This window comes from Geodermatophilus sp. SYSU D01180 (genome assembly GCF_054050415.1).
The window spans coordinates 52,880-76,355 of record NZ_JBJGZH010000013.1 but is presented as its reverse complement, the minus strand read 5'-3'; the positions used below and the strand labels follow the sequence as shown (position 1 = coordinate 76,355).

Below are 23,476 nucleotides of genomic sequence, written 5' to 3'. Positions count from 1 at the left end.
TGCGCCAGGAACAGGGCGCCGTTGTGTTGCGGGTCACCCGGCGCTCAGCCGACCGACGCCTCCCTGGCCTCGCCGGCCTCCTCGGGCGTGGGCAGCTCGCTGGGCCGGCGGCGCAGCAGCCGCGCCCAGGGGCCCAGCGGCCCGGTGCCCGAGCCGCGGACCTCGGTGGCCCGCACCTCGGTGCCCGGGCGTCCGGCGGCCCGCGCCGCGGCCTGGGCCACCGGGCGCACCGAGGTGCGGCGCAGGCGCCCGCGCTCGGCCCGGGCCGGCCAGACGCCGATCGCGTCGGCGAGCGCGGGGAGGATGACCGCGGCGGCCTGCGCGTAGCCGGCCGCGCTGGGGTGGAACTCGTCGACGCTGAACAGCGAGCGGTCCTGCGCGAAGCTCGGCCCGAGCACCGAGCCGAGCGACACCGTCCGACCGCCGGCCTCGACGACGGCGATCGTCTGCGCCGCGGCCAGCTGCCGGCTCCACCGCCGGGCCAGCAGCCGCAGCGGCTGCCCGATCGGCCGGATCGTCCCGAGGTCGGGGCAGGTGCCGACGACGACCTGCGCGCCCGCCTCGCGCAGCCGCCGCACCGCGTCGGCCAGGTGGCGCACCGACACCGACGGCCGGGTGCGGGTGGTGACGTCGTTGGCGCCGATCATGATCAGCGCGACGTCGGGCCGCTGCTCGAGCGCGGCCTCGACCTGCGGGTCCAGCTCGCAGGACTCGGCGCCCGAGACGGCCAGCCGGACCAGCCGCACGGGGCGCTCGGCGAGCTCGGTCAGCGCGGCGGCGAGCAGCACGCCCGGGGTCTCGGTGGCGCGCGTGACGCCCAGGCCGACGGCGCTGGAGTCGCCGAGCACGGTGAACACGATCGGCTTGCCGCGGCCCCGGCCGTAGACGCCGTCGCCGGGCGGCGGGTCCTGCTTCGACGCCCGCGCCTCGACCCGGCGGCGGGCCGCGAGGGCCTGGAGGCGCAGCAGGGCGAGCAGCCCGGCCCCGGCCAGGCCCAGCCCGCCGCCGCCGTAGGCGGCGCCGGCCGCCAGCCGTCGCGCCCTGCTCGCCCTCGTCACCGCCACCCCCGTTCGTCGCGCCGCGCAACCGTCTGTCCTGCAGGCTAGTCGGCCTCTACGGTGCCCCCCGTGCCCGAATCCCCCCACCGGGTGGCCTCCGGAGGAGCCCCCGGTGACCGCTCGCAGCTGATCGTCGACGTCCTGGTCGAGGCCTTCTCCGAGCTGATGGCCGCCGACGCCGACGCCTTCCGGACCAAGTTCCGCAAGATGGCCGCCGACCCCTTCGCGTTCTACCGCGGCAGCGCCTGCCTCTTCTACGCCGACGTGGACCGCTTCGAGGACCCCTGGTGCGACGAGCGGACCAGCCGGGTGTGGATCCAGGGCGACCTGCACGCGGAGAACTTCGGCACCTACATGGACGGCGCCGGGCGGATCGTGTTCGACGTCAACGACTTCGACGAGGCCTACGTCGGCTCGGTCACCTGGGACCTGCGCCGGTTCGCCGCCAGCTTCGCGCTGCTGGCGTGGAGCAAGGCGCTCGGCGACGACGTCATCGGCGAGCTGGTCGGCACCTACCTCGGCGCCTACCTGGACCAGGTGGAGGCGTTCCGCCGCTCCGACGACGACCGGTCGTTCGCGCTGACGGTCGCGAACACCGAGGGCGCCGTCCGCCAGGCGATCCTGGAGACGACCACCCGCACCCGGTCCTCGCTGCTGGACCGGATGACCGTCGTCGAGGACTACCGGCGGCGGTTCGCCGACGGCGGCCGCACCCGCCGGCTCGACGACGCCGAGCGCGACCGGGTGCTCGCCGCGCTGGACCGCTGGCGGGAGACCGTCGTCCCGCCGGTGCGCCGCCGCGACGTCGCCTACGACGTCAAGGACGTCATCGGCACCGGTGGGTTCGGCATCGGCAGCGCCGGCCTGCCCGCCTACAACGTGCTGCTGGAGGGCTACGACCAGGCGCTGGAGAACGACGTCGTCCTGTCGCTCAAGCAGGGCAACGTGGCCGCGCCCAGCCGGATCGTCCGCGACGAGCGGATCCGCTCCTACTTCGAGCACCACGGGCACCGCACCGCGGTCAGCCAGCGGGCGCTGCAGGCCAACGCCTCGCAGTTCCTCGGGCACACCGAGATCGACGGCGTGGGGTTCGTCGTCCAGGAGCTCTCGCCCTACGAGGTGGACCTGGACTGGGACGACCTGACCGAGCCCGAGGAGATCGCCCCGGTCGTGGCCCAGCTGGGCCGGGCGACGGCGAAGATGCACTGCGTCGGCGACGTCGACAGCGACCACACGCTGGTCGACTTCCAGACCGAGGAGGCGGTGTCGGCGATGGTCGGCGGCCGGCGCGAGGAGTTCGTCGCCGACCTGGTCGACTTCGCGCACTCCTACGCGCGGCAGACGCAGGAGGACCACCGGCTGTTCGTCGACGCCTTCCGCGCCGGGCGCATCCCCGGGATCAGCTCGAGCGGCGCCCAGCCGCTCCGGCTCCCCGAGGGCCGAGCGCGGTGAGCATGCCGACGTGCGGGCCGATGCCCGCGACGTCGAACGGCTCGGTCACCACGCGGAAGCCCATCCGCTCGTAGAAGCCGGCCGCGGGGACGCGGGCGTTGCACCACAGCAGGTCCGCGCCCCGCGCGGCGAGCAGCTCCCGGCCCGCCGCGACCAGCGCGCGGCCGGCCCCGGCGCCCCGCACGGCCGGGGCGGTGGCCATGCCGCGCAGCTGCCACGGCGCCCGGGCCGGCTGCCACGGGCAGGGCGCGGGGGACAGCCGGACGACGCCGACCACCCGCCCGTCGGCGGTCCGGGCGGCGAGGTGCACGGTCGCGGGGTCGTCGTCGCCGGGCATCGCGGCCGGCCCGCCGTCGCGCAGGACGGCGCTGCGCAGCGGCAGGACGACGTCGAGGCCGACCTCCTCGACCGTGACGGTCACCGCGTGGGGGCGGCCCCGGAGCCGCAGTCCCGCTCGTGGTGGGCGCCGACGCGCGACGGCGCCGGCCCCTGCCCTCCGGTCACGGCGCAGGACGCCGCCGCCTCGGGCGCCGCGGATGACGGCGGCGACGCCGAGGCGCCGCCGCCGTCCCCATCTCCGCAGCCGACCAGCGGGGCGCCGGCCGCGGCGGGCAGGCCGGCGCGGAGGAGTCGGGGCACGACCCCACGCCAACCGGGCACGGACTGCCTCCCCGGCCCGGCTCAGCGCGCCCGGCGGCCCCGGCGGGTGCGCAGGTAGTCCGCGACGACGTACTCGCCGAGCCGCTCGCTGTCGGGCGTGAAGACCCGGCCGCCGGCGCGCGCGGTGATGTCGTGGACGAAGTGCACCAGCCCCGGCTCGGGGTCGAGCGCGAACACGTTGAGCGTCGCGCCGGACCGGGCCACCCGCTCCACCTCGGCGACGGTCCGCGCGATCGTCTCGGGCATCGGTGGCCAGCAGAAGTACGGCGTGCCGTCCTCCTCCAGGTGCGCCGTCGGCTCCCCGTCGGTGACCACCAGGACCACCGGCTCGGCGTCCCGGTGCCGGGCCAGGAACCGGCGGGCGAGGATCAGCCCGTGCTGCAGGTTGGTGCCCTGCAGGGTGTCCACCGACAGCTCGGCCAGCGTCTCGGGCTTGAGCACCTGCGCCACCGACGAGAACCCGATGATCTGGATCGCGTCCTGCGGGAACCGCGTGGTCACCAGCGAGTGCAGCGCCATCGCCGTCGACTTGGCCGCGCCCCACGTGCCGCGCAGCGCCATCGAGTAGGACAGGTCGACCAGCAGCGCGACCGCGGCCCCGGTGCGCCGCTCGGTCTCGACCACCTCGAAGTCCTCGACGGCGATGCGGACGCGGCGCTCGCCGTCCGCGTGGGGGTCGCCGGCGGTGCGCAGGACCGCGTTGCGCACCGTGCGGACGACGTCGAGCGGCTGCTCGTCGCCGAACTGCCACTCCCGCGAGCTGCCGGTGAGCTCCCCGGCGGCGCCGGCGTCGGCGACGTCGTGCTCGCCGCGGCCGGTGGCGTCGAGCTTGGCGAACACCCGCCGCAGCGCGGTGGCGCCCAGCCGGCGCACCGCCTTCGGCGAGAGCTCCAGCTTGCCGTCGGAGCGGTTGAGGTAGCCCTGCCGCTCCAGCTCGCGCTCCATCTGCCGCAGCGCCGCGAGGTCGTCGACGGCCTCCCGGCCCAGCGCCTGCTCGAGCAGCTCCTCGTCGACGTCGGCCAGCGAGGCGCCGGCGTAGCCCTGCGAGAGCTGGTTGGACAGCGCCTCGAGGTCGGCCAGCTCCGCGACGGCGCTGGTGGCGTCGCCGAGGCCCAGGCCCTGCTCGCCGTCGGGCACCTGCCCGCGCTGGCCCCACGGCAGGTCGGGGCGGGCCTGGCGCAGCGCGTCCTGCAGGTGGGCCATCTCGCTGGCCAGACCCAGGTCGGACATGGTCTGCGCCATGAGGTCGGCCAGCTCGGCCCGCTGCTCGGGCGAGAGGCCGGCCATCATGCGCTCCTGCGCGGCCGCGCGGCGGGCGAGGGAGTCGATCAGCTCGTCCACCGACTGCGGGTCGTCGGGGAAGAACTGGCCGTGCTTGTCCATGAACTCGCGGAAGCGCTCCTCGGTGTCCTCACCGCGGTTGTGCGCGTCCACCAGCTGGGACAGGTCGGCGACCATGTCCTTGACCGCCTGCACGTCCTGCTCGGTGGCGTTCTGCAGCGCCTGCTTCATGTTGGCGAAGGAGCTGTCGAGCACCTCCCGCCGCAGCAGGTCCTGGATATGGTCGTAGGTCTGCCGGGCCTCGGGCGAGGCCCAGTCGTACTCCTTGAGCGCGCGGACGGCGCCCGCGGTGTCCTGCGGCAGCGCGTCCAGCTCGGCCTCCTTGAGCCGGGCCAGGTCGTCGGGGTCGGGGAACAGCTCCCGGCGCTCGGCCGCGAGCGCCCGGTCGAGCAGCTCGCGGACCTCCTGCAGCGTGCCGTCCATCCGGCCGGCGGTGCGGGCCTGCCGCAGCCGGTCCCGCACCGAGCGGCGCAGCTCGTCGAGGCCGCGGCGGCCGTCCATGCCGCGGCGCAGCAGCTCCCGCAGCGCCTCGCGGACGCCGCTGCCGCCGAGCACCGAGTCGCCGATCTCGTCGACGGCGCTGCCCAGGTCGTAGGGCGGGGCCAGCGGGTCCGGCCCGCCCCGCCAGCGGCCGTACCGGTACCCCTTGCCGGGGCGTGGGCGGACCACCGTCAGGCCCCGTACACCGTGCGGGTGCCGTCGGTGTCCTTGGCCAGCCGGCGGGTGAGGTAGAGCCCCTCGAGGGCGAACTCGACCGCGGCGGCCGCCTGCTCGGCGGACTCCTCGCCCTCCGGCACGCCGAGGCGGCCGAGCAGCTCGGCCAGCCGCGGGATGGTGCCCAGCTGGCCCAGCAGCGCCGCGCCCGGCACCAGCTCGCCGGACTCGACGGTCTCGCCACCGGTGAAGTGCTCCTGCAGGCCGGTCAGGTCCAGCCCGCCGCAGCGGGCCCGGAAGGTCTGCGCGGTCGCCTGCCGCAGCAGGTGCTCCAGCACCTCCAGCTCCCGGTCGTCGTCGGGGTCGCTGCCGGCGTCGGCGAACTCGACCTTGCCGCGGCTGGCCGGGACGACGCCCGGCAGGTCGACCACCCGGGCCACCGGCCGGGTCTCCCCGGCGATCGCGGCCCGGCGGACGGCGGAGGCGGCGACGGTCTCCAGCCCGGCGATCGCGAACCGGGCGCTGACGCCGGAGCGCTGGTCGACGTGGCTGGACTCGCGGACCAGCCGGGTGAACCGGGCGATGATCTCGACCAGGTGCTGGGGGACGACGGGGGCGTCGAACGCGTCGTGCCCGCTGGGCGCGCCCAGCCCGCTGGTGCGCGCCTCCTGCTCGAGCAGCCGGATCTCGTCGGCCAGCTCGATCGGGTAGTGGGTGCGCACCTCGGCGCCGAAGCGGTCCTTGAGCGGGGTGATGATCCGCCCGCGGTTGGTGTAGTCCTCCGGGTTGGCGCTGGCCACGAGCAGCAGGTCCAGGGGCAGCCGCACCCGGTAGCCGCGGATCTGGATGTCGCGCTCCTCGAGCACGTTGAGCAGCGCGACCTGGATCCGCTCGGCGAGGTCGGGCAGCTCGTTGACGCTGAAGATGCCGCGGTTGGTGCGCGGGACCAGGCCGTAGTGGACCGTCTCCGGGTCGCCCAGGGTGCGGCCCTCGGCCACCTTGATCGGGTCGACGTCGCCGATGAGGTCGCCCACGCTGGTGTCGGGGGTGGCCAGCTTCTCGCCGAAGCGCTCGCTGCGGTGGAGCCAGCCGACCGGGGTGTCGTCGCCGTGCTCGGCGATCTGGCGGTGCGCCCACACGCTGATCGGGTGCAGCGGGTGCTCGTTGAGCTCGCTGCCGACGAGGACCGGCGTCCACTCGTCGAGCAGGCCGACGAGGGTGCGGATGAGGCGGGTCTTGCCCTGCCCGCGCTCGCCCAGCAGGACGAGGTCGTGGCCGGCGATGAGGGCCCGCTCGACCTCGGGGACGACGGTGTCCTCGAAGCCGACGATGCCCGGGAGGGTGGGCTCGCCGGCGCCCAGGCGGGCGAGCAGGTTGGCGCGGATCTCGGCCTTGACCGGCCGGGCGACGGCTCCGCTGGCACGGAGCTCGCCGAGGGTCGTGGGTGCGGGTGGGGTCTGCGCTGGGGCGACGTCCGTCACCTCAGCCACGGTACGACGACCAGGGAGGATGCGGGAGCGGCTGCGTCGGCCCGGACGGGATCGTCCGCCCTGCGAGGATCACGGCATGGGAGCGGAGCTGGTCACCGGAGCCGACGTCGACGCCGCCGCCGGGCTGCTCGACGGGGTCGCCCGGCGCACGCCGCTGGAGCACTCGCGGGCGCTGGCCGAGCGGGTCGGCGGACCGGTGCACCTCAAGTGCGAGAACCTGCAGCACACCGGCTCGTTCAAGTTCCGCGGCGCCTACGTGCGGCTGTCCCGGCTGACCGCCGACGAGCGCGCCCGCGGGGTGGTCGCGGCCAGCGCCGGCAACCACGCGCAGGGGGTGGCGCTGGCCGCCCGGATGCTCGGCGTCCGCGCCACGGTGTTCATGCCCGAGTCCGCGCCGCTGCCCAAGGTCGCCGCCACCCGCGGCTACGGCGCCGACGCGCGGCTGGTCGGGGCCGACCTGACCGCCGCGCTGGCGGCCGCCGTCGAGCACGCCGAGGCGACCGGGGCGGTGTTCATCCACCCCTTCGACCACCCCGACGTCATCGCCGGCCAGGGGACGGTCGGGCTGGAGCTCCTCGAGCAGTGCCCGGACGTCGCCACCGTCGTCGTCTGCACGGGCGGCGGCGGGCTGGTGTCCGGCGTGGCCGCCGCGGTGCGGGACCGGCGGCCGGAGGCGCGCATCGTGGCGGTGCAGGCGGCCGGGGCCGCCGCGTTCCCCGGGTCGCTGGCCGCCGGGCGGCCGGTGGCGCTGACCGGGGTCACCACGATGGCCGACGGGATCGCCGTCGGCGCGCCCAGCGACCTCACGCTCGCCCACGTCCGCGACCTGGTCGACGACGTGCGCACGGTGGGGGAGGAGGACCTCTCCCGCGCGCTGCTGTTCTGCCTGGAGCGGGCCAAGCTGGTCGTGGAGCCGGCGGGGGTGGCCGCGGTCGCCGCCGTGATGGCCGAGCCGGAGGCGTTCCGCCCGCCGGTGGTCGCGGTCGTGTCCGGCGGCAACGTCGACCCGGTGCTGATGATGAAGGTCGTCCAGCACGGCATGGCCGCCGCCGGCCGGTACCTGCGGCTGCGGCTGGCCGTGCCCGACCGGCCGGGGTCGCTGGCCGCGGTGCTCGCCGTCCTCGCCGAGGCCGGCGCGAACGTGCTCGAGGTCGAGCACGAGCGGACGGCGACCCGCCTGGACCTCGGGCAGGTCGAGGTGTTCGTCGTCCTCGAGACCCGCGGCCCGGACCACGCGCGGACCGTCGTCGGCGCGCTCGAGCAGGCCGGTTTCGCCGTCTCCGAGGCCTGACGGAGGACCCCCTGCCCCCCACCCCTCGCACGCTCGCGCCGGGCCCCTGCAGGGGGCCACCGATGACTCCCACCTGGTCCGGCGGTCTGTCCTCCGAGACCGTCGGACAGGGAGAGGTGTCGTGGGAGAGAACAGCAGGCGTCGGCTCGTTCGCGGGTCGCGAAAAGCGCTCGGGAAGTGTCGGTGCTCACACCTAGTTTCCCTGTCATGAACGACGCGATCCTGGTCGAGGGACTGCAGAAGCGCTTCGGGTCGAACACGGCACTGGCGGGGGTGGACCTCGCCGTCCCTGAAGGCACGGTGCTGGGCCTGCTGGGCCCGAACGGCGCGGGGAAGACCACCGTCGTCCGCATCCTGACCACCCTGCTGCTGCCCGACGGCGGGCGCGCGGAGGTGGCCGGCGTCGACGTCGTCCGCGAGCCGGACCGGGTGCGCTCGGTCATCGGGCTCACCGGGCAGTACGCCGCGGTCGACGAGTACCTGACCGGGTTCGAGAACCTGGAGATGGTCGGCCGGCTGTACCGCCTGGGGAAGCGGGAGTCGCGGGTCCGGGCGGGGGAGCTGCTCGAGCGGTTCGACCTCAGCGACGCCGCGAACCGGCCGGCGAAGACCTACTCCGGGGGCATGCGCCGGCGGCTGGACATCGCCGCCTCGCTCATCGCCCGGCCGCGGGTGCTCTTCCTCGACGAGCCCACCACCGGCCTCGACCCGCGCAGCCGGCTGGCGATGTGGGAGTTCATCGCCGACCTCGCCGGCGGCGGGACGACGATCCTGCTCACCACCCAGTACCTGGAGGAGGCCGACCGGCTGGCCGACTCGATGGTGGTCATCGACCGCGGCCGGGCGATCGCGCGCGGCACGGCCGACGAGCTCAAGGCGCAGGTCGGCGGGCAGCGGCTGGAGTTCGCGGTCACCGACGCGGGCGCCCTGCCGGAGATGGTGGCGCGGCTGCGGCCGCTGGCGGTGGACGAGCCGCACGTCGACGAGCAGGCGCGCCGGCTGAGCATCCCGGTCAGCGGTGGCGCGGAGGTCCTGGCCGACGCGCTGCGCCGGCTCGACGGCCACACCGCCGACATCTTCGACGTCGGGCTGCGCCGCCCGGACCTCGACGACGTGTTCCTGGCGCTGACCGGCCATGCCGCCGACGACAGGGCCGCCGGGAGCGCGGACGCCGGCACCACCGACGAGACCCCGGCCGAGCCGGTCCCCACGGGAGGCGTGCGATGACCTCGCTGGCCGCGACGCTGTCCGACAGCGTCGTCATCACCAAGCGCAACCTGATCAAGGTCAAGCGGGTGCCCGACCTGATCGTGTTCGCGACGCTGTCGCCGATCATGTTCGTGGTGCTGTTCCGCTACGTGTTCGGCGGCGCGATCGGCGGGCTGCCGCCGGGCATCAGCTACGCGGAGTTCCTGCTGCCGGGGATCTTCGCGCAGACCGTCGTCTTCGGGTCCACCGTCACGGGCGCGAGCATCGCCGAGGACCTGCAGAAGGGGCTGATCGACCGGTTCCGGTCGCTGCCGATGTCCCGGTCGGCGGTGCTGGTCGGGCGCACGATCGCCGACTCCGGGCTCAACGTCATCTCGATCACGGTGATGGCGCTGACCGGCCTGGTGGTCGGGTGGCGGATCAACTCCTCGATCGGCGAGGCGGTGGGCGGGTTCCTCGTGCTGCTGGTGTTCGCCTACGCGATCTCGTGGCTGATGGCGGTGGTCGGGCTGCTGGTCCGCACGCCGGAGGTGGTGAACAACGCCAGCTTCATCGTGATCTTCCCGCTGACGTTCATCGCCAACACGTTCGTGCCGCTGGAGACCTTCCCGGCGGTGCTGCGCACCTTCGCCGAGTGGAACCCCGTCTCGTCGGTGACGCTGGCCGCGCGGGAGCTGTTCGGCAACGTGCCCGCCGGCTACCCGGTGCCCGACGCGTGGCCGCTGCAGAACCCGGTGCTCTACACGCTGATCTGGACGGCGGTCATCCTCGCGGTGTTCGTGCCGCTGTCGGTCCGCCTCTACCAGCGCACCGCCAGCCGCTGAGGCTCCGTCCCGGCGGCGGAGCCGCCGTCGCCGGGCCGGCACGTGGTCGCGGTGCGGTCCGGTGGGACCGCGGTGTCACCGTCGTACCCGGGTGGCCCGGAACCGCATCGGTTCCGGGCCACCTGCGTACGCGGGTCTGCGCGGCGGCGCAGGATGGACGGCGATGAGCGCCGAGACCGCCCCCTCCGTGTCCAACCCGCTGTCCGCCGAGTCGCCGCTGCCGTACGGGCTGCCGCCGTTCACCGACATCACGCTCGAGCACTGCCGCGAGGCGGTGCTGGCCGGGATGGCCGAGCAGCGCGCCGAGATCGCCACGATCACCGGGTCGCCCGAGCCGCCGACCTTCGCGAACACGATCGAGGCCCTCGAGCGCTCCGGCGCGCTGCTGCGCCGGGCCGAGGCGGTGTTCGGCAACCTGTCGTCGTCGCTGTCCACGCCGCGGCTGCGGGAGATCGAGCGGGAGCTCGCGCCGCTGGAGGCCGCGCACGCCGACGCGCTGCGGCTGGACCCCGCGCTGTTCGCCCGCGTCGACGCCGTCCACGCCGCCCGGCACGACGCGGGGCTGGACCCCGAGGCGGTCCGGCTGGTGGAGCGGCACCACCTCGACCGGGTGCTCGCCGGCGCCCGGCTCGACGAGGCCGGCCGCGCCCGGCTGTCGGAGCTCAACCGGGAGCTGTCCGAGCTGTCCACGCAGTTCGGGCAGAACCTGCAGCTGGCCACCGAGGCCGCCGCCGTCCGGGTGGCCGACGCCGCCGAGCTCGACGGGCTCTCCGAGGAGGAGGTCGCCGCCGCGGCCCGCGCCGCCGCCGACCGCGGCCTCGACGGGTACGTGCTGCCGCTGCTGCTGCCCACCGGCCAGCCGGTGCTGGCCAAGCTGCGCGACCGGGCACTGCGCCGCCGGGTGTTCGAGGCGTCGGTGACCCGCGCGTCGTCGGGGGAGCACGACAACGGGCCGGTCGCCGCGCGGATCGCCCGGCTGCGCGCCGGGCGGGCGCGGCTGCTCGGCTTCGCCACCCACGCCGACCTGGTGCTCGCCGACCAGACCGCCGGCAGCACCGACGCCGTCGACGCGATGCTCGGCTCGATGGTCGGCCCCTCGACGGCGAACGCGCGGGCCGAGGCGGAGGTGCTGGCCGAGGCCGCCGCCCGCGACGGGGTCGACGAGCTCGCGCCCTGGGACTGGGCGTTCTACAGCGAGCGGGTGCGCGCCGAGCGGTACTCGGTCGACACCGCGGCGCTGCGGTCCTGGTTCGAGCTGGACCGGGTGCTCGTCGACGGCGTCTTCCGGGCCGCGGAGCTGCTCTACGGCTTCCGGTTCACCCCGCGCCCGGACCTCGCCGGTTACCACCCCGACGTCCGGGTGTGGGAGGTCAGCGGTCCCGGCGGCGAGGCGGTCGGCCTCTACCTCGGCGACTTCTTCGCACGCGAGGGCAAGCGCGGCGGCGCGTGGATGAGCTCGTTCGTCACCCAGTCGCGGCTGCTGGGCACCCGGCCGGTCGTCGTCAACAACCTCAACGTGGCCCGCGCGCCCGAGGGCCGGCCGACGCTGCTCACCCTCGACGAGGTCGACACGCTCTTCCACGAGTTCGGGCACGCGCTGCACGGGCTGAGCTCCGCGGTGACCTACCCGCGCTTCGCCGGCACCGCGGTGCCGCGGGACTTCGTGGAGTTCCCGAGCCAGGTCAACGAGATGTGGGCGCTGTGGCCGGAGGTGCTCGCGCACTACGCGCGGCACGTCGAGACGGGGGAGCCGCTGCCGTCGTCCGCCGTCGAGGCGCTCGACGCCGCGCGGCTGTGGGGCGAGGGCTTCGCGACGCTGGAGTACCTCGCCGCGACGCTGCTGGACCAGGCCTGGCACCGGATCACCCCGGAGACCGAGGTCGGCGACCCGGCGGAGTTCGAGCGGCGGGCTCTCGAGGCGGCCGGCGTCGCCTCCGACCTGGTCCCGCCGCGCTACCGGACGACGTACTTCCAGCACGTCTTCGCCGGCGCCTACGCGGCGGGCTACTACTCCTACATCTGGTCGGAGGTCCTCGACGCCGACACCGTCGAGTGGTTCCGCGAGAACGGCGGCCTGCGGCGGGAGAACGGCGACGTCTTCCGCGAGCGGCTGCTGTCCCGCGGCGGGGCGGTGGACCCGCTGGAGGCCTTCCGCGCTGTCCGCGGCCGCGACGCCGACCCGGCCCCCCTGCTCCGGCGCCGCGGGCTGGCCCCCGCCTGACCGGACAGGACCGACGACGTTCCGCGCGCACTGCGGGTCCTGCAGGAGCGGCGACCCGCGAGGGACGCCGTCAGTGAGGCGTCAGAGCCAGGGGAGCGAGAGCACCAGGTCGAGGTCGTCGGGGGCGTCGCCGTCGCGGACGAGCCGGTTGGGCTGGCGGTGGCCGCACGCCGTGCAGCGGTGCACCACCTGCCAGCCCTTGCCGGACTTCTCGACCAGGCCGATCGGCTCCATCGGCTGCCGGCACCCGCTCGCGCGGTCGCCGGGCAGGTCGTCGACGTGCAGCGACCACAGGCACACCGGGCAGTGGTTGCGGTAGTGCCCGTCGGTGTTCGCGGGGACGTCGGCGGCGCAGTGCACGCAGACGAAGCCGGTGTTCTCCGCCCGCCGGGAGCGGGCCACGGGACGCGACCCGGTCAGGGGACGAACGGCTCGACGGCGACGACCTCGACGGTGATGTCGCGGCCGTTGGGCGCCTGGTAGGTGACCGAGGTGCCCGGCTTCGCGCCGAGGATCGCCGAGCCCATCGCCGACTCCGGCGAGTAGACGGCGAGGTCGGTGGTGCCCGCGATCTCGCGGGAGCCGAGCAGGAACTTCTCGGTCTCGTCGTCGCCCTGGAAGCGGATGGTGATGACCGTGCCGAGCTCGGCGGTGGTGGCCGTCGTCGGCGGCTCGCCGACGCGCGCCTTGCGGAGCAGGTCGGTCAGCTGCCGGATCCGGCCCTCCTGCTTGCCCTGCTCCTCCTTGGCGGCGTGGTAGCCGCCGTTCTCCTTGAGGTCGCCCTCCTCGCGGCGGGCGTTGATCTCGGCGGCCATGGCGGGCCGGCCGGCCACCAACTGGTCGAGCTCGGCCTTCAGCCGGTCGTGGGCCTCCTGGGTCAGCCAGATGCCCTGCTCGTTCTCAGTGGGGGTGGTCACGCGGGGTACTCCTGCACAGCTCGGGGGCCGCGTCCCGGTCGGGATGCGGCGACGTCGATCCGGCCAAGCTAACACCGGCCGGGTGGCCCGTGCAGGACCCGATCCGCTCCCTGCCGGGGAGCGGACGGTACCGGAACGGACCGTGACAGGCACCACATCCAGCCCTCCGGGGGACCCGATGACGGCGTTCCGTCGGCGCGTCGGGGGACACTGGGGAGGTGACCGACGCCGACCCGTTGCGCCTGCTCGCCGTCCACGCCCATCCCGACGACGAGTCGAGCAAGGGCGCGGCCACGATGGCGAAGTACGTCGCCGAGGGTGTCGAGGTGATGGTGGCGACCTGCACCGGCGGCGAGCGCGGCTCGGTGCTGAACCCGTCGCTGGACCGCCCGGAGATCTGGGAGCGCCTGCCGCAGCTGCGCGTCGAGGAGATGGCCCGCGCCCGGGAGATCCTCGGCGTCCGGCAGGAGTTCCTCGGCTTCGTCGACTCCGGCCTGCCCGAGGGCGACCCGCTGCCGCCGCTGCCCGAGGGCTGCTTCGCGCTGGTCCCCACCGAGGAGGCGGCGGCGCCGCTGGTGGAGCTGATCCGCCGGTTCCGGCCGCAGGTCGTGCTCACCTACGACGAGCGCGGCGGCTACCCGCACCCCGACCACATCAAGACGCACGAGGTCTCGGTGCACGCCTTCGAGGCCGCCGGCGACCCGGAGCGCTACCCCCGGCTGGGCGAGCCCTGGCAGCCGAGCAAGCTCTACTACCACATGGGCTTCACGCTGACCCGGACGCGGGCGCTGCACGAGGCGATGCTCGAGACCGGTGCCGAGTCGCCCTACGCCGAGTGGCTGGCGAACTGGGACCCGGAGCGGGACATGAGCCACCGGGTCACCACCCGCGTCCCGTGCGCCGAGTACTTCCCGGTGCGCGACGCCGCCCTGATCGCGCACGCGACCCAGATCGACCCGAACGGCCGCTGGTTCGCCTGCCCGATGGACCTGCAGCAGCGGGTGTGGCCGACCGAGGACTACGAGCTGGCCCGCTCGCTGGTGGACTCGACGCTGCCGGAGGACGACCTGTTCGCCGGCATCCGCAGCGAGGTGCCGGTCCCGTGAGCGCCGGGCTGGTGGGCGGCGCGCTGGCCGGGGCGGTCCTGGCCGCGGAGGAGCAGTTGCCCGAGGACGTCGGCAAGTCCGGCCCGCTGGGGCTGTTCCTCACCCTCGTCCTGCTGGTCGCCGTCTTCCTGCTGGTCCGCTCGATGAACCGGCACCTCAAGCGGATCCCGCGCAGCTTCGAGCCGGAGGACGACCAGCCGCAGGTCGTCGTCCCCGACACCCCGGCGGAGCTGGTCGACCCGCCGCGCCGACCCGGTCAGGACCTGCTCGACGACCTGCGCCGCGCGCCCCGCGCGATCGAGGGCCCCAAGCGGAACGGCCCCGAGCGCGACGACCGGACGGACCCGCCGGCGCACTGACGCCGGCGGGCCGCCGCCCGGCCGGGCCGGGGAGCCCCGGCCCGGCCGCGGTGCTCACCAGGTGTGCGCCACGTCGACGACGAGGCGCGAGCCGTCGCCGGGGCCGTCGAGGACCAGCACGCGGAACGGCAGGCGGGCGCGGACGCCGAGCCCGACGGTGCTGCTGCCCTCGAACGAGCCGGCGTAGGCGACCTGCCGGAAGGTGCGGTAGCCGTCGACGGCGACGGCCTCGGCATCGGTGCGCGGGTCGTAGGTCGCCGCCCCGGTGTCGGTGTACCCGGGGGTGTGCACGACGACCTGCAGGTCGGCGGCCCCGCGCAGGGGCACGGGCCGGCCCGAGCCGTCCTGCACGACCCGGGGCACGTACCGGACGTCGAAGCCGACGTCGGCGGCGTCGATCCCGTCGAGGTCCAGGACCAGCCGGTCGTAGCAGTCGTGCCGGCCGGCGCGGACGTCGTCGAGGGTGCCGCCGCCGCGGTCCGCGACGGCCTCCGGCAGGGAGCCCCACGCCGTGCTGCAGGAGGCGGCGGAGGCGGCGGGCAGGGCGATGCCGAGGGCGGCCGTGGCGGCGGCCAGGACGACGGCGGCGCGGGTGCGGGTGGTGCTCATGGCGGGCTCCCGGGTCAGGGGGATGCGGACGAGGTGAGGATGCGCCGACGGCTGCGCGGAGGCCATGGCTCAGATCGCCGACGGACGTCGATCCTGAGCTTCTTCCGCTGTGCAGAAGTGACAGGAAACGGCTCTCCGGACGCGACACGAGGTGGCACATCGCCTTCCCGTTGCCGCGGGGTGACGTTGGGTATCCCCGGACCGTGCCGAACCGCCTCGCCGCCGCGACCAGCCCCTACCTGCTGCAGCACGCGGACAACCCGGTCGACTGGCGCGAGTGGGGGGAGGAGGCCTTCGCCGAGGCGCGCGAGCGGGACGTGCCGGTGCTGGTGAGCGTCGGGTACGCCGCCTGCCACTGGTGCCACGTGATGGCGCACGAGTCGTTCGAGGACGAGGCGACCGCGGCGCAGATGAACGCCGGGTTCGTGTGCGTGAAGGTCGACCGCGAGGAGCGCCCCGACGTCGACAGCGTCTACATGACCGCCACCCAGGCGCTCACCGGCTCCGGCGGCTGGCCGATGACGGTCTTCACCACCCCGGACGGGCGGCCGTTCTACTGCGGCACCTACTACCCGCCGCGGCCGGCCGGCGGCATGCCCGCGTTCCGCCAGGTGCTCACCGCCGTCTCCGAGGCCTGGACGCAGCGCCGCGACCAGCTCGAGGAGGCCGGCACCCGGATCGCCGAGGGCATCTCCCGGCGCCTGGACCTCGGGCCGCCTACGCCGCTGTCGGCCGCCGACCTCGACGGCGCCGCGGCCGCGGTGGCCGCCGACCACGACGACCGGCACGGCGGGTTCGGCGGCGCCCCGAAGTTCCCGCCGTCGATGCTGCTGGAGTTCCTGCTGCGGCACGCCGCCCGCAGCGGGGACGCGCGCTCGCTGGAGGTGGCCCGCCGCACGCTGGAGGCGATGGCCCGCGGCGGCATCCACGACCAGCTGGCCGGCGGCTTCGCCCGCTACTCGGTCGACGCGCGCTGGGTGGTGCCGCACTTCGAGAAGATGCTCTACGACAACGCGCTGCTCCTGCGCGTGTACCTGCACCTGTGGCGGGCCACCGGGGAGGAGTGGGCGCGCCGCGTGGCCGACGCGACCGCCGCCTTCCTCGTCCGCGACCTCGGCACGCCCGAGGGCGGCTTCGCCAGCGCGCTGGACGCCGACACCGACGGCGTCGAGGGCCTCACCTACGTGTGGACGCCGGCCCAGCTCACCGAGGTGCTCGGGAACGACGACGGCCGCTGGGCCGCGGAGCTGTTCGCGGTGACCGACGCCGGGACCTTCGAGCACGGCACCTCCACGCTGCAGCTGCTCCGCGACCCCGGCGACGACCCCGGGGACGCCGCCCGCCTCGCCTCCGTGCGCGAGCGGCTGCTGGCCGCGCGCGCCCGGCGCCCGCAGCCGGCCCGCGACGACAAGGTGGTCACCGCCTGGAACGGGCTGGCGATCGCCGCGCTGGCCGAGCACGGGGTGCTCACCGGCGCGCCCGCGTCGGTGGCCGCCGCCCGCCGCGCGGCGGAGCTCCTCGCGGACGTGCACTGGGTGGACGGGCGGCTGCGGCGGGCCTCGCGGGACGGCGTCGCCGGGACCCCGGCCGCGGTGCTCGAGGACCACGGCGACCTGGCCGAGGGGCTGCTGGCGCTGCACCAGGCGACCGGCGAGGGCCGGTGGCTGGAGTGGGCCGGCGACCTGCTCGACGTCGTCGCCGAGCAGTTCCTCGACGCCGAAGGGTGGCACGACACCGCCGCCGACGCCGAGGCGCTGGTGCACCGCCCGTTCGACCCCGCCGACGGGCCGACGCCGGCCGGGGTCGCCGCGGCCGCGGGGGCGTTCGTCACCTACGCGGCGCTGGCCGGGTCGCCGAGGCACCGCGAGCTCGGCGAGGCCGCGACCGGGCAGCTCGGCGTGCTGGTGCGCCGCGCGCCACGGGCGGCGGGCTGGGCCGCGGCGGTGGGGGAGGCGCTGCTCGCCGGGCCGCTGGAGGTCGCCGTCAGCGGGCCGGCCGGGCCGGAGCGGGACGCGCTCGCCGCGGCCGCGCGGGCGTCGACGAGCCCCGGCGCCGTCGTCGTGGTGGGGGAGCCCGACGCCCCCGGGGTGCCGCTGCTGGCCGCCCGGCCGGTCGTCGGCGGGCGCCCCGCCGCCTACGTGTGCCGGGGCTTCGTCTGCTCCGCGCCGGTGACCGACGTGTCCGCTCTGAGCGCAGCGATGACCTCTTCCTGACACCGCCGTGCGGTCTTACCGTGTAATCACGTAAGCACCGCACCGGAGGAGGCCGTCGTGCACGGACACCACCACCGCTTCGCCGACTCACCCTTCGCCCGCATGGGCGCCCCCGGCTGGCGCCGCCGCGGCCCGGGCGGCCGCGGGGGCGACACCCCGCCGGTCGACCGCGCCGAGGTCGCCGGCTGGTTCGCCGGGCGGCTGCCCGACGGCTGGTTCACCGGGCCGGCCGACATCACCGTCGACCGGGATGAGATCACCGTCGTCGGCCCGCTCGCCGAGCCCGACGCCGGGGAGGGCGACCCGACCGCCGCCTGCGCCGGCCGCATCGCCCGCTTCCGCGAGGACACCCGCGGGCAGCGGATGGCCATCGCCGACGCCGCCCAGGAGCGCTACGGCCGCTCGGTGGCCTGGGGCGCCGCGTGCGGCGACGTCCGCGAGGTGTTCACCAACGCCTCGGTGCCGGTGATGACCCGGCTGCGCCAGCCCGAGCGGCTGGTGCTCGACACGCTGGTCGACGCCGGCGTCGCCCGCTCCCGCTCGGAGGCCCTGGTCTGGGCCGTGCGCCTGGTCGGGCAGCACGCCGACGCCTGGCTGACCGAGCTGCGCGACGCCATGGCCTCGGTGGAGGAGGTCCGGGCGCGCGGCCCGGAGCTGTGAGCCCTGCCAGGCTGGCGGGGTGAGCCTGGAACTGCTGCGGTCGGCCTACGGCACCCTCGGCGGGCTGGTCGCCGACCTGACGCCCGCCGAGTCCTGGCAGCCCAGCGGCTGCGCCGGCTGGACGGTCCTCGACCTCGCCCAGCACCTGCTCGACGACGCCCGCCGGGGCCTGGTCGCGCTGGCCACCCCGGCGGAGGGGCCCGCCACCACCGACGCGGTCGCCTACTGGCGGGCCTGGCAGCCCGCGCCGGCCGAGGACGACGACACGCTGTGGCGGACCCGCGTGCGGGCCAGCGTGATGGACGGCCTGCGCGGGCTGGCGCCGCTCTACGCCCAGACGGCGGCCGCGGTCGGGGTGGCGGCCGGACGCGTCGGGCCCGGTGAGCTGGTGGGCACCCAGGGCTGGGTCGTCCGCGTCGACGACCTGCTGTCCACGCTCGCCGTCGAGGCCGCCGTCCACCACCTCGACCTGGTGGCGCACGTGGACCGGCCGGGGCCGGCACCGGAGCTGCTGGCCGAGGTGCGGCGGGTGCTCGAGGGGCTGCTCGGCGGCCCGCTGCCGGCCGGGTGGGACGACGCGACGGCGGCCCGCCGCGGCACCGGCCGGGAGCCGCTGACCGACGCCGACCGCGCCGCACTGGGCGACGCCGCCACCCGGTTCCCCCTGTTCGGCTAGCCCGTCGCGCACCTCAGGGACACTGGACGGCGTGCCAGCAGCTGCCGCCGTCCCCGCCGCGACCGACGTCCTCGTGGTGGGGGCCGGGCCGGCGGGCTCCGCGGCGGCCGCGTGGGCCGCGCGCGCCGGTCACGACGTGCTGCTCGCCGACGCCGCCGTCTTCCCGCGGGACAAGACCTGCGGCGACGGGCTGACCCCCCGCGCGGTCGCCGAGCTCGACCACCTGGGCCTGGGCGACTGGGCCCGGGCCCGCGCCCGCAACCGCGGCCTGCGCGCCGCCGGGTTCGGCCAGGTGTGGGAGCTGCCCTGGCCGGGCGGCGCCTTCCCCGACCACGGCAGCGCGGTGCCGCGCACCGAGCTCGACGCCCGCATCCGCGAGGTCGCGCTGGCCGGCGGCGCCACCCCGCTGGACGGCGCGCGGGCGGTCGACGTCGAGCGCGACGGCGACCGGGTGACCGGCGTGGTCCTCGACGTCGCGGGGGAGCGGACGACGGTGCGCTGCCAGCGGCTGGTGGTCGCCGACGGCGCCCGCTCGCCGCTGGGCCGGGTGCTGGGCCGCCGGTGGCACCGCGACACCGCCTACGGCGTCGCCGCCCGCGGCTACGTCGCCTCCGGGCGCAGCGACGACGAGTGGATCTCCTCGCACCTGGAGCTGCGCGACGCCGAGGGGGCGTTGCTGTCCGGCTACGGCTGGGTGTTCCCCCTGGGTGCGGCGTCCGGGCAGGTGAACATCGGCGTCGGCACGCTGGCCACCGCCCGCCGCCCGGCCGGGGTGCAGCTCCGGGCGCTGCTCGACACGTACGCCACCGCCCGCCGCGGGGACTGGCGGCTGGACGGCCCGGTGCACGCGCCGGCGTCGGCGCTGCTGCCGATGGGCGGGGCGGTGTCCGGCGTCGCCGGGCGGAACTGGGCGCTGGTCGGCGACGCGGCCGGCTGCGTGAACCCGCTCAACGGCGAGGGCATCGACTACGGCCTGGAGACCGGGCGGACGCTGGCCGGCCTGCTCGGCGAGCAGGACTGGTCGGAGGCGTGGCCGGCCACCCTGCGGCGGCACTACGGCGAGGCGTTCTCCGTCGCCCGCCGTCTGGCGGGGCTGCTCACGCTGCCGCGGCTGCTGCCCGCGGCGGGGCCGGTCGGCATGCGGTCGCGGGCGCTGATGACCGTGGCGCTGCGGGTGATGGGCAACCTGGTCACCGACGCCGACCGCGACGTCGTCGCCCGCGCCTGGCGCGCGGCCGGCCGGGTCTCCCGCCGCTTCGACGACCGCCCGCTGTTCGCCTGAGCGGGGTCCGGCGGAGCGGGCCCCGGAGGGGTCCCCGCCGTCGGACGGGGAGGGGCTCGGTGCCACAGGAGCACGGCACCTGGCCGCGGTGTCTGACCGGAGGTCAGACGAAGGGGCTGTTGTACATCGCGAAGTAGACGGCGATGTAGTGGCAGAGCGCGGCCACGACGGTCATCGCGTGGAAGACCTCGTGGTACCCGAAGACGCCCGGCCACGGGTTCGGCTTCTTGATCGCGTAGGCCACGCCCCCGACGGTGTAGAGCACGCCGCCCACCGCCAGCAGCACGAGCGAGGTCACGCCCGCGATGTGCAGGATGTCGGTGAGGATGAAGACGGCCACCCAGCCCAGGCCCACGTAGAGCGGCACGCCCACCCAGCGCGGCGCCGTCGGCCAGGTGAGCTTGAGGCAGACGCCGGCCAGCGCGCCGGCCCAGACGCCGCCGAGGACCCAGTAGCCCAGCGGCTGGTCGACGGCGAGCAGCGAGAACGGCGTGTACGTGCCCGCGATGAACAGGAAGATCATCGAGTGGTCGAGCCGTTTCATGATCTTCCAGCCGCGGGGGGACCAGCGCCGGCGGTGGTAGAGCGCGCTGATGCCGAACAGGCCGCAGATGGTCAGGCAGTAGACGGCGACCGAGAAGCCGGCGCGGGCGCCGAGCACCGAGCCCAGCGGCACGAGGACGGCGCCCGCGACGATCGCCCCGAAGAAGGCGAACAGGTGCAACCACCCGCGCAGCCGCGGCCGCGTGTCGGGGTGGTCCCAGTCGTCGTCGCCGCCGAAGTCCTCGCGCGTCCAGGTCCGCTCGACCCGCTCGCCCTCCTCGAGGACGGTGCTGACGGCCGGCCCGCGCGGGGCCTCGATCTCGGCCCCGTCGGCCTGTACCCGGACCGGCTCCAGTTCGTCGGCAGCAGAGGTCACACACCGAGGTTACGGAGGCGTAGGGAGGGCCGCACCGGCAGAGACCTGTGAGTTCCCCGGCAGCCCGGCGGGAGGGGCGACGCGCGGGCGGGAGGCAGCGGAACGGCGGTGTCCGGGGGCGCCTAGGGTGTGGCCCCGTGGGGGCGCGTCAGTGGGTCCGCGACGTCCTGACGCAGATGTACGAGCGTCGCCTGGCCCGGCAGCTGGTGGGCGCCGACGTCCCCCGGCACGTGGGCGCGATCATCGACGGCAACCGCCGCTGGGCGCGCGCCACCGGGCTGCTCGACCCGAACGCCGGGCACCGGCGCGGCGCCGACCGGATCGCGTCGTTCCTCGCCTGGTGCGACGAGGCCGGCGTCGAGGTGGTCACCCTCTTCCTGCTCTCCACCGACAACCTGTCCCGGCCGGAGCCCGAGCTGACGCCGCTGCTGCGGATCATCGAGGGCGTCGCCCTGGACCTGTCGGCGCCCGACCGCCGCTGGCAGCTGCACCCGGTCGGCGCGCTGGGGCTGCTCCCGCCGGAGACGGTCACCGTCCTCAAGGAGGCCGAGGAGGTCACCCGCGACCGCCCGGGCGCCACGGTGAACCTCGCCGTCGGCTACGGCGGCCGCCGGGAGATCGCCGACGCCGTCCGCTCGCTGCTGGCCGAGCACGCCAGCCGGGGGACGTCGCTGGACGAGCTGGTCGAGGTGCTCGACGTCGAGCACATCGCCGAGCACCTCTACACCCGCGGCCAGCCCGACCCGGACCTGGTGATCCGCACCAGCGGCGAGCAGCGGCTGTCGGGCTTCCTGCTCTGGCAGACGGCGCACTCGGAGTTCTACTTCACCGACGTCTACTGGCCCGACTTCCGCCGGGTCGACTTCCTGCGCGCGCTGCGGGCCTACGCGGCGCGGCACCGCCGTTTCGGTGGGTGACAGACTCGGGCCCATGGCAGCCGGTGCGGTCGACGTCCCCCTGGAGTACGTGCGCCTGGGGCTGCGGTTCGACCGGCTGGAGCCCGGCTTCGTCGACGCCTACACCGGTGAGAAGCGGATCCGCGCCGAGGTGGAGAGCGAGCCGGCGCCGACGCCGCAGGGCCTGCGCGACCAGGCGCGGGCGCTGCTGCGCGAGCTGGACGCCGCGGAGCTCCCGGCCGACCGCGCCGCGTTCCTGCGCGGCCAGCTCACCGGCCTGGAGTGCAGCGCCCGGAAGATGAGCGGCGAGCCGGTGGGCTTCCTCGACGAGGTGCGCAGCTACTTCCAGGTCGACCTCACCCTCGGCGACCCGGCCGCCTACGCCGCCGCCCACGCCGAGCTCGACGCGCTGCTGCCCGGCGAGGGGTCGCTGGCCGAGCGCTACGCCGCGCACCGCCGCCGCGAGGAGTGCCCGCCGCAGCGGCTGGAGGCCGCGGTGCACGCGCTGTCCAGCGCGCTGCGCGACCGGGTGCGCGGCCGGTACGGGCTGCCCGAGGCCGAGACGGTGCGCTACGAGGTGGTCACCGACAAGCCCTGGTCGGGCTTCAACTACTACGAGGGGGACTTCCGCTCGCGGGTGGCGATCAACGCCGACCTGCCGCACCGGCTCAGCCAGCTGGTGCACCTGGTGGCGCACGAGTCCTACCCCGGCCACCACACCGAGCACTGCCGCAAGGAGCGCGGGCTGGTCGAGCGGGCCGGCCACCTCGAGCACACGGTGTTCCTCGTCAACACCCCCGAGTGCCTGATGGCCGAGGGGCTGGCCGACCTCGGCGTCGACGCCGCCGTCGGGGACGGCTGGGGGCCCTGGTCGGCCGAGGTGCTCGGCGACCTGGGCCTGCGCTTCGACGGGCACCTCGCCGAGCGGATCGCCGCGGCCGCGGCGCCGCTGAACCGGGTGCGCCAGGACGCCGCCGTGCTGCTGCACGACCGCGGGGCCGACGCCGACGAGGTCGCCGCCTACATCCAGCGCTGGTCGCTGGTCAGCCCCGACCGGGCCCGCCAGCAGCTGCGGTTCCTCACCCACCCGCTGTGGCGCGCCTACATCACCACCTACGTCGAGGGCTACGACCTGCTGCACCGCTGGCTCGGCGCCCGGCCGGCCGGCCAGGACATCGCCGACCGCTTCGTGCGCCTGCTCGACGAGCCGCTGACCCCCGCCGTCGTCACCGCCGAGCTCTCGGACGCCTGACCGGTGCCCCGCCGCGACCCCCGGGAGGCCCGCGCCCTCGGCCTGTGGACGGCGGGATGGCTGCTCGTGCTCCTGCTCGCCGGTCTGCTGTGGATCGGCGACCTCGCCGTCCAGTGGCCGGTGCTGCTCGTGCCGGTGCTGTGGGCGGTGGCGGCCGTGCGGCCGCGGCGGGGACGGCGGGAGGAGCCCTGGGACGTCCCGTACGAGGGCGGGCCGCCACCTACGTGGGAGCTGCCGGCGTCGCGCCCGCTGCCCCGGCCGCCGGACGCGCGGGGGCGCGAGCTGTACTGAGCCGGGCGTGCCGCGCCGTCGCCGGGACGGGCGGTACGGGTGGGACCCCAACGGGTGAACAGTGCGTTTCGCCGCGCTGCGATCGCGCGCTCCTGT

22 protein-coding genes are annotated in these 23,476 nt (G+C 75.8%); 14 read left to right on the top strand and 8 right to left on the bottom strand.

Translation table 11 applies throughout. The features are described from left to right. Nucleotides 1–44: 44 nt before the first annotated feature. Entirely contained in the window at nucleotides 45–1,058 is a 1,014-nt protein-coding gene (locus ACI8AA_RS13690) for an SGNH/GDSL hydrolase family protein (RefSeq protein ID WP_457044957.1), read from the bottom strand. A gap of 69 nt (nucleotides 1,059–1,127) precedes the next feature. Between ACI8AA_RS13690 and ACI8AA_RS13685 the strand changes: the two genes are divergently transcribed. Next, nucleotides 1,128–2,510: a DUF2252 domain-containing protein gene (locus ACI8AA_RS13685; protein WP_457044956.1), complete on the top strand. Its 1,383-nt coding sequence runs from the start codon at nucleotides 1,128–1,130 to the stop codon at nucleotides 2,508–2,510. Here ACI8AA_RS13685 and ACI8AA_RS13680 read toward each other — a convergent pair. The 3 genes from ACI8AA_RS13680 to ACI8AA_RS13670 form a co-directional block, all read right to left on the bottom strand. Further along, on the bottom strand, nucleotides 2,458–2,931 hold the full coding sequence (locus tag ACI8AA_RS13680) for a GNAT family N-acetyltransferase (protein WP_457044955.1): 474 nt from the start codon (nucleotides 2,929–2,931) through the stop codon (nucleotides 2,458–2,460). The genes ACI8AA_RS13685 and ACI8AA_RS13680 overlap by 53 nt on opposite strands. A 260-nt stretch (nucleotides 2,932–3,191) precedes the next feature. Further along, the gene (locus ACI8AA_RS13675; protein WP_457044954.1) at nucleotides 3,192–5,180 is read right to left on the bottom strand and encodes a hypothetical protein; all 1,989 of its coding nucleotides are present in this window, start codon (nucleotides 5,178–5,180) and stop codon (nucleotides 3,192–3,194) included. A 2-nt stretch (nucleotides 5,181–5,182) separates the two neighbouring features. Further along, nucleotides 5,183–6,646 carry a sigma 54-interacting transcriptional regulator gene (locus tag ACI8AA_RS13670; protein WP_456943295.1) on the bottom strand — a complete coding sequence of 488 codons (1,464 nt, stop codon included), beginning with the start codon at nucleotides 6,644–6,646 and terminating at the stop codon, nucleotides 5,183–5,185. Nucleotides 6,647–6,731: 85 nt separating this feature from the next. Here ACI8AA_RS13670 and ilvA point away from each other — a divergent pair, with 85 nt between their 5' ends. The 4 genes from ilvA to ACI8AA_RS13650 all read left to right on the top strand — a co-directional run bounded on the left by ilvA (nucleotide 6,732) and on the right by ACI8AA_RS13650 (nucleotide 12,200). Further along, nucleotides 6,732–7,946: a threonine ammonia-lyase gene (gene ilvA, locus ACI8AA_RS13665; RefSeq protein WP_457044953.1), complete on the top strand. Its 1,215-nt coding sequence runs from the start codon at nucleotides 6,732–6,734 to the stop codon at nucleotides 7,944–7,946. A gap of 207 nt (nucleotides 7,947–8,153) precedes the next feature. Then, entirely contained in the window at nucleotides 8,154–9,173 is a 1,020-nt protein-coding gene (locus ACI8AA_RS13660; protein ID WP_457044952.1) for an ATP-binding cassette domain-containing protein, read from the top strand. Continuing rightward, nucleotides 9,170–9,979 (top strand): ABC transporter permease, encoded by an 810-nt coding sequence (locus ACI8AA_RS13655; RefSeq protein WP_387987883.1) that lies wholly within the window; start codon nucleotides 9,170–9,172, stop codon nucleotides 9,977–9,979. The genes ACI8AA_RS13660 and ACI8AA_RS13655 overlap by 4 nt, the downstream gene beginning before the upstream one ends. A 163-nt stretch (nucleotides 9,980–10,142) precedes the next feature. Then, the gene (locus tag ACI8AA_RS13650) at nucleotides 10,143–12,200 is read left to right on the top strand and encodes a M3 family metallopeptidase (RefSeq protein ID WP_457044951.1); all 2,058 of its coding nucleotides are present in this window, start codon (nucleotides 10,143–10,145) and stop codon (nucleotides 12,198–12,200) included. A gap of 81 nt (nucleotides 12,201–12,281) precedes the next feature. On the opposite strand, the gene ACI8AA_RS13645 is transcribed toward ACI8AA_RS13650, so the two are convergent. Together ACI8AA_RS13645 and greA are read right to left on the bottom strand one after the other, a co-directional pair. After that, a complete protein-coding gene (locus ACI8AA_RS13645; RefSeq protein ID WP_457044950.1) occupies nucleotides 12,282–12,602 on the bottom strand; it encodes an RNHCP domain-containing protein in 321 nt (106 codons plus the stop codon). A gap of 14 nt (nucleotides 12,603–12,616) precedes the next feature. Beyond that, on the bottom strand, nucleotides 12,617–13,117 hold the full coding sequence (gene greA, locus ACI8AA_RS13640; protein ID WP_110907602.1) for a transcription elongation factor GreA: 501 nt from the start codon (nucleotides 13,115–13,117) through the stop codon (nucleotides 12,617–12,619). 218 nt (nucleotides 13,118–13,335) lie between these two features. On the opposite strand from greA, the gene mca reads away from it, so the two are divergent. Together mca and ACI8AA_RS13630 are read left to right on the top strand one after the other, a co-directional pair. Continuing rightward, complete coding sequence (gene mca / locus ACI8AA_RS13635) at nucleotides 13,336–14,223, top strand: mycothiol conjugate amidase Mca (protein WP_457044949.1); 888 nt, start codon at nucleotides 13,336–13,338, stop codon at nucleotides 14,221–14,223. After that, complete coding sequence (locus ACI8AA_RS13630; RefSeq protein ID WP_457044948.1) at nucleotides 14,220–14,582, top strand: hypothetical protein; 363 nt, start codon at nucleotides 14,220–14,222, stop codon at nucleotides 14,580–14,582. Before mca ends, ACI8AA_RS13630 begins: the two co-directional genes overlap by 4 nt. Before the next feature lie 54 nt (nucleotides 14,583–14,636). Here the strand turns inward: ACI8AA_RS13630 and ACI8AA_RS13625 are convergent, their stop codons facing one another. After that, the gene (locus ACI8AA_RS13625) at nucleotides 14,637–15,191 is read right to left on the bottom strand and encodes an AMIN-like domain-containing (lipo)protein (RefSeq protein WP_457044947.1); all 555 of its coding nucleotides are present in this window, start codon (nucleotides 15,189–15,191) and stop codon (nucleotides 14,637–14,639) included. A gap of 203 nt (nucleotides 15,192–15,394) precedes the next feature. Between ACI8AA_RS13625 and ACI8AA_RS13620 the strand changes: the two genes are divergently transcribed. From ACI8AA_RS13620 to ACI8AA_RS13605, 4 genes are read left to right on the top strand one after another with little or no spacing between them, the layout of a single operon-like run. Next, nucleotides 15,395–17,404, top strand: coding sequence for a thioredoxin domain-containing protein (locus ACI8AA_RS13620; protein ID WP_457044946.1), 2,010 nt, complete (start codon nucleotides 15,395–15,397; stop codon nucleotides 17,402–17,404). Between the two features lie 57 nt (nucleotides 17,405–17,461). Beyond that, nucleotides 17,462–18,064, top strand: a complete 603-nt coding sequence (locus ACI8AA_RS13615) for a hypothetical protein (protein ID WP_457044945.1) — start codon at nucleotides 17,462–17,464, stop codon at nucleotides 18,062–18,064. Nucleotides 18,065–18,083: 19 nt separating this feature from the next. Next, the gene (locus ACI8AA_RS13610; protein WP_457044944.1) at nucleotides 18,084–18,740 is read left to right on the top strand and encodes a maleylpyruvate isomerase N-terminal domain-containing protein; all 657 of its coding nucleotides are present in this window, start codon (nucleotides 18,084–18,086) and stop codon (nucleotides 18,738–18,740) included. 31 nt (nucleotides 18,741–18,771) lie between these two features. Beyond that, entirely contained in the window at nucleotides 18,772–20,022 is a 1,251-nt protein-coding gene (locus ACI8AA_RS13605) for a geranylgeranyl reductase family protein (RefSeq protein ID WP_457044943.1), read from the top strand. Nucleotides 20,023–20,125: 103 nt separating this feature from the next. Here ACI8AA_RS13605 and trhA read toward each other — a convergent pair whose 3' ends face one another. Next, nucleotides 20,126–20,941: a PAQR family membrane homeostasis protein TrhA gene (gene trhA, locus ACI8AA_RS13600; RefSeq protein WP_457044942.1), complete on the bottom strand. Its 816-nt coding sequence runs from the start codon at nucleotides 20,939–20,941 to the stop codon at nucleotides 20,126–20,128. Nucleotides 20,942–21,078: 137 nt separating this feature from the next. On the opposite strand from trhA, the gene ACI8AA_RS13595 reads away from it, so the two are divergent. From ACI8AA_RS13595 to ACI8AA_RS13585, 3 genes are read left to right on the top strand one after another with little or no spacing between them, the layout of a single operon-like run. After that, nucleotides 21,079–21,858 (top strand): isoprenyl transferase, encoded by a 780-nt coding sequence (locus tag ACI8AA_RS13595; protein WP_456926444.1) that lies wholly within the window; start codon nucleotides 21,079–21,081, stop codon nucleotides 21,856–21,858. Nucleotides 21,859–21,871: 13 nt separating this feature from the next. Further along, nucleotides 21,872–23,089, top strand: coding sequence for a DUF885 domain-containing protein (locus ACI8AA_RS13590; protein WP_457044941.1), 1,218 nt, complete (start codon nucleotides 21,872–21,874; stop codon nucleotides 23,087–23,089). Between the two features lie 3 nt (nucleotides 23,090–23,092). After that, nucleotides 23,093–23,380 carry a hypothetical protein gene (locus ACI8AA_RS13585; protein ID WP_457044940.1) on the top strand — a complete coding sequence of 96 codons (288 nt, stop codon included), beginning with the start codon at nucleotides 23,093–23,095 and terminating at the stop codon, nucleotides 23,378–23,380. The last annotated feature ends 96 nt before the right edge of the window (nucleotides 23,381–23,476 follow it).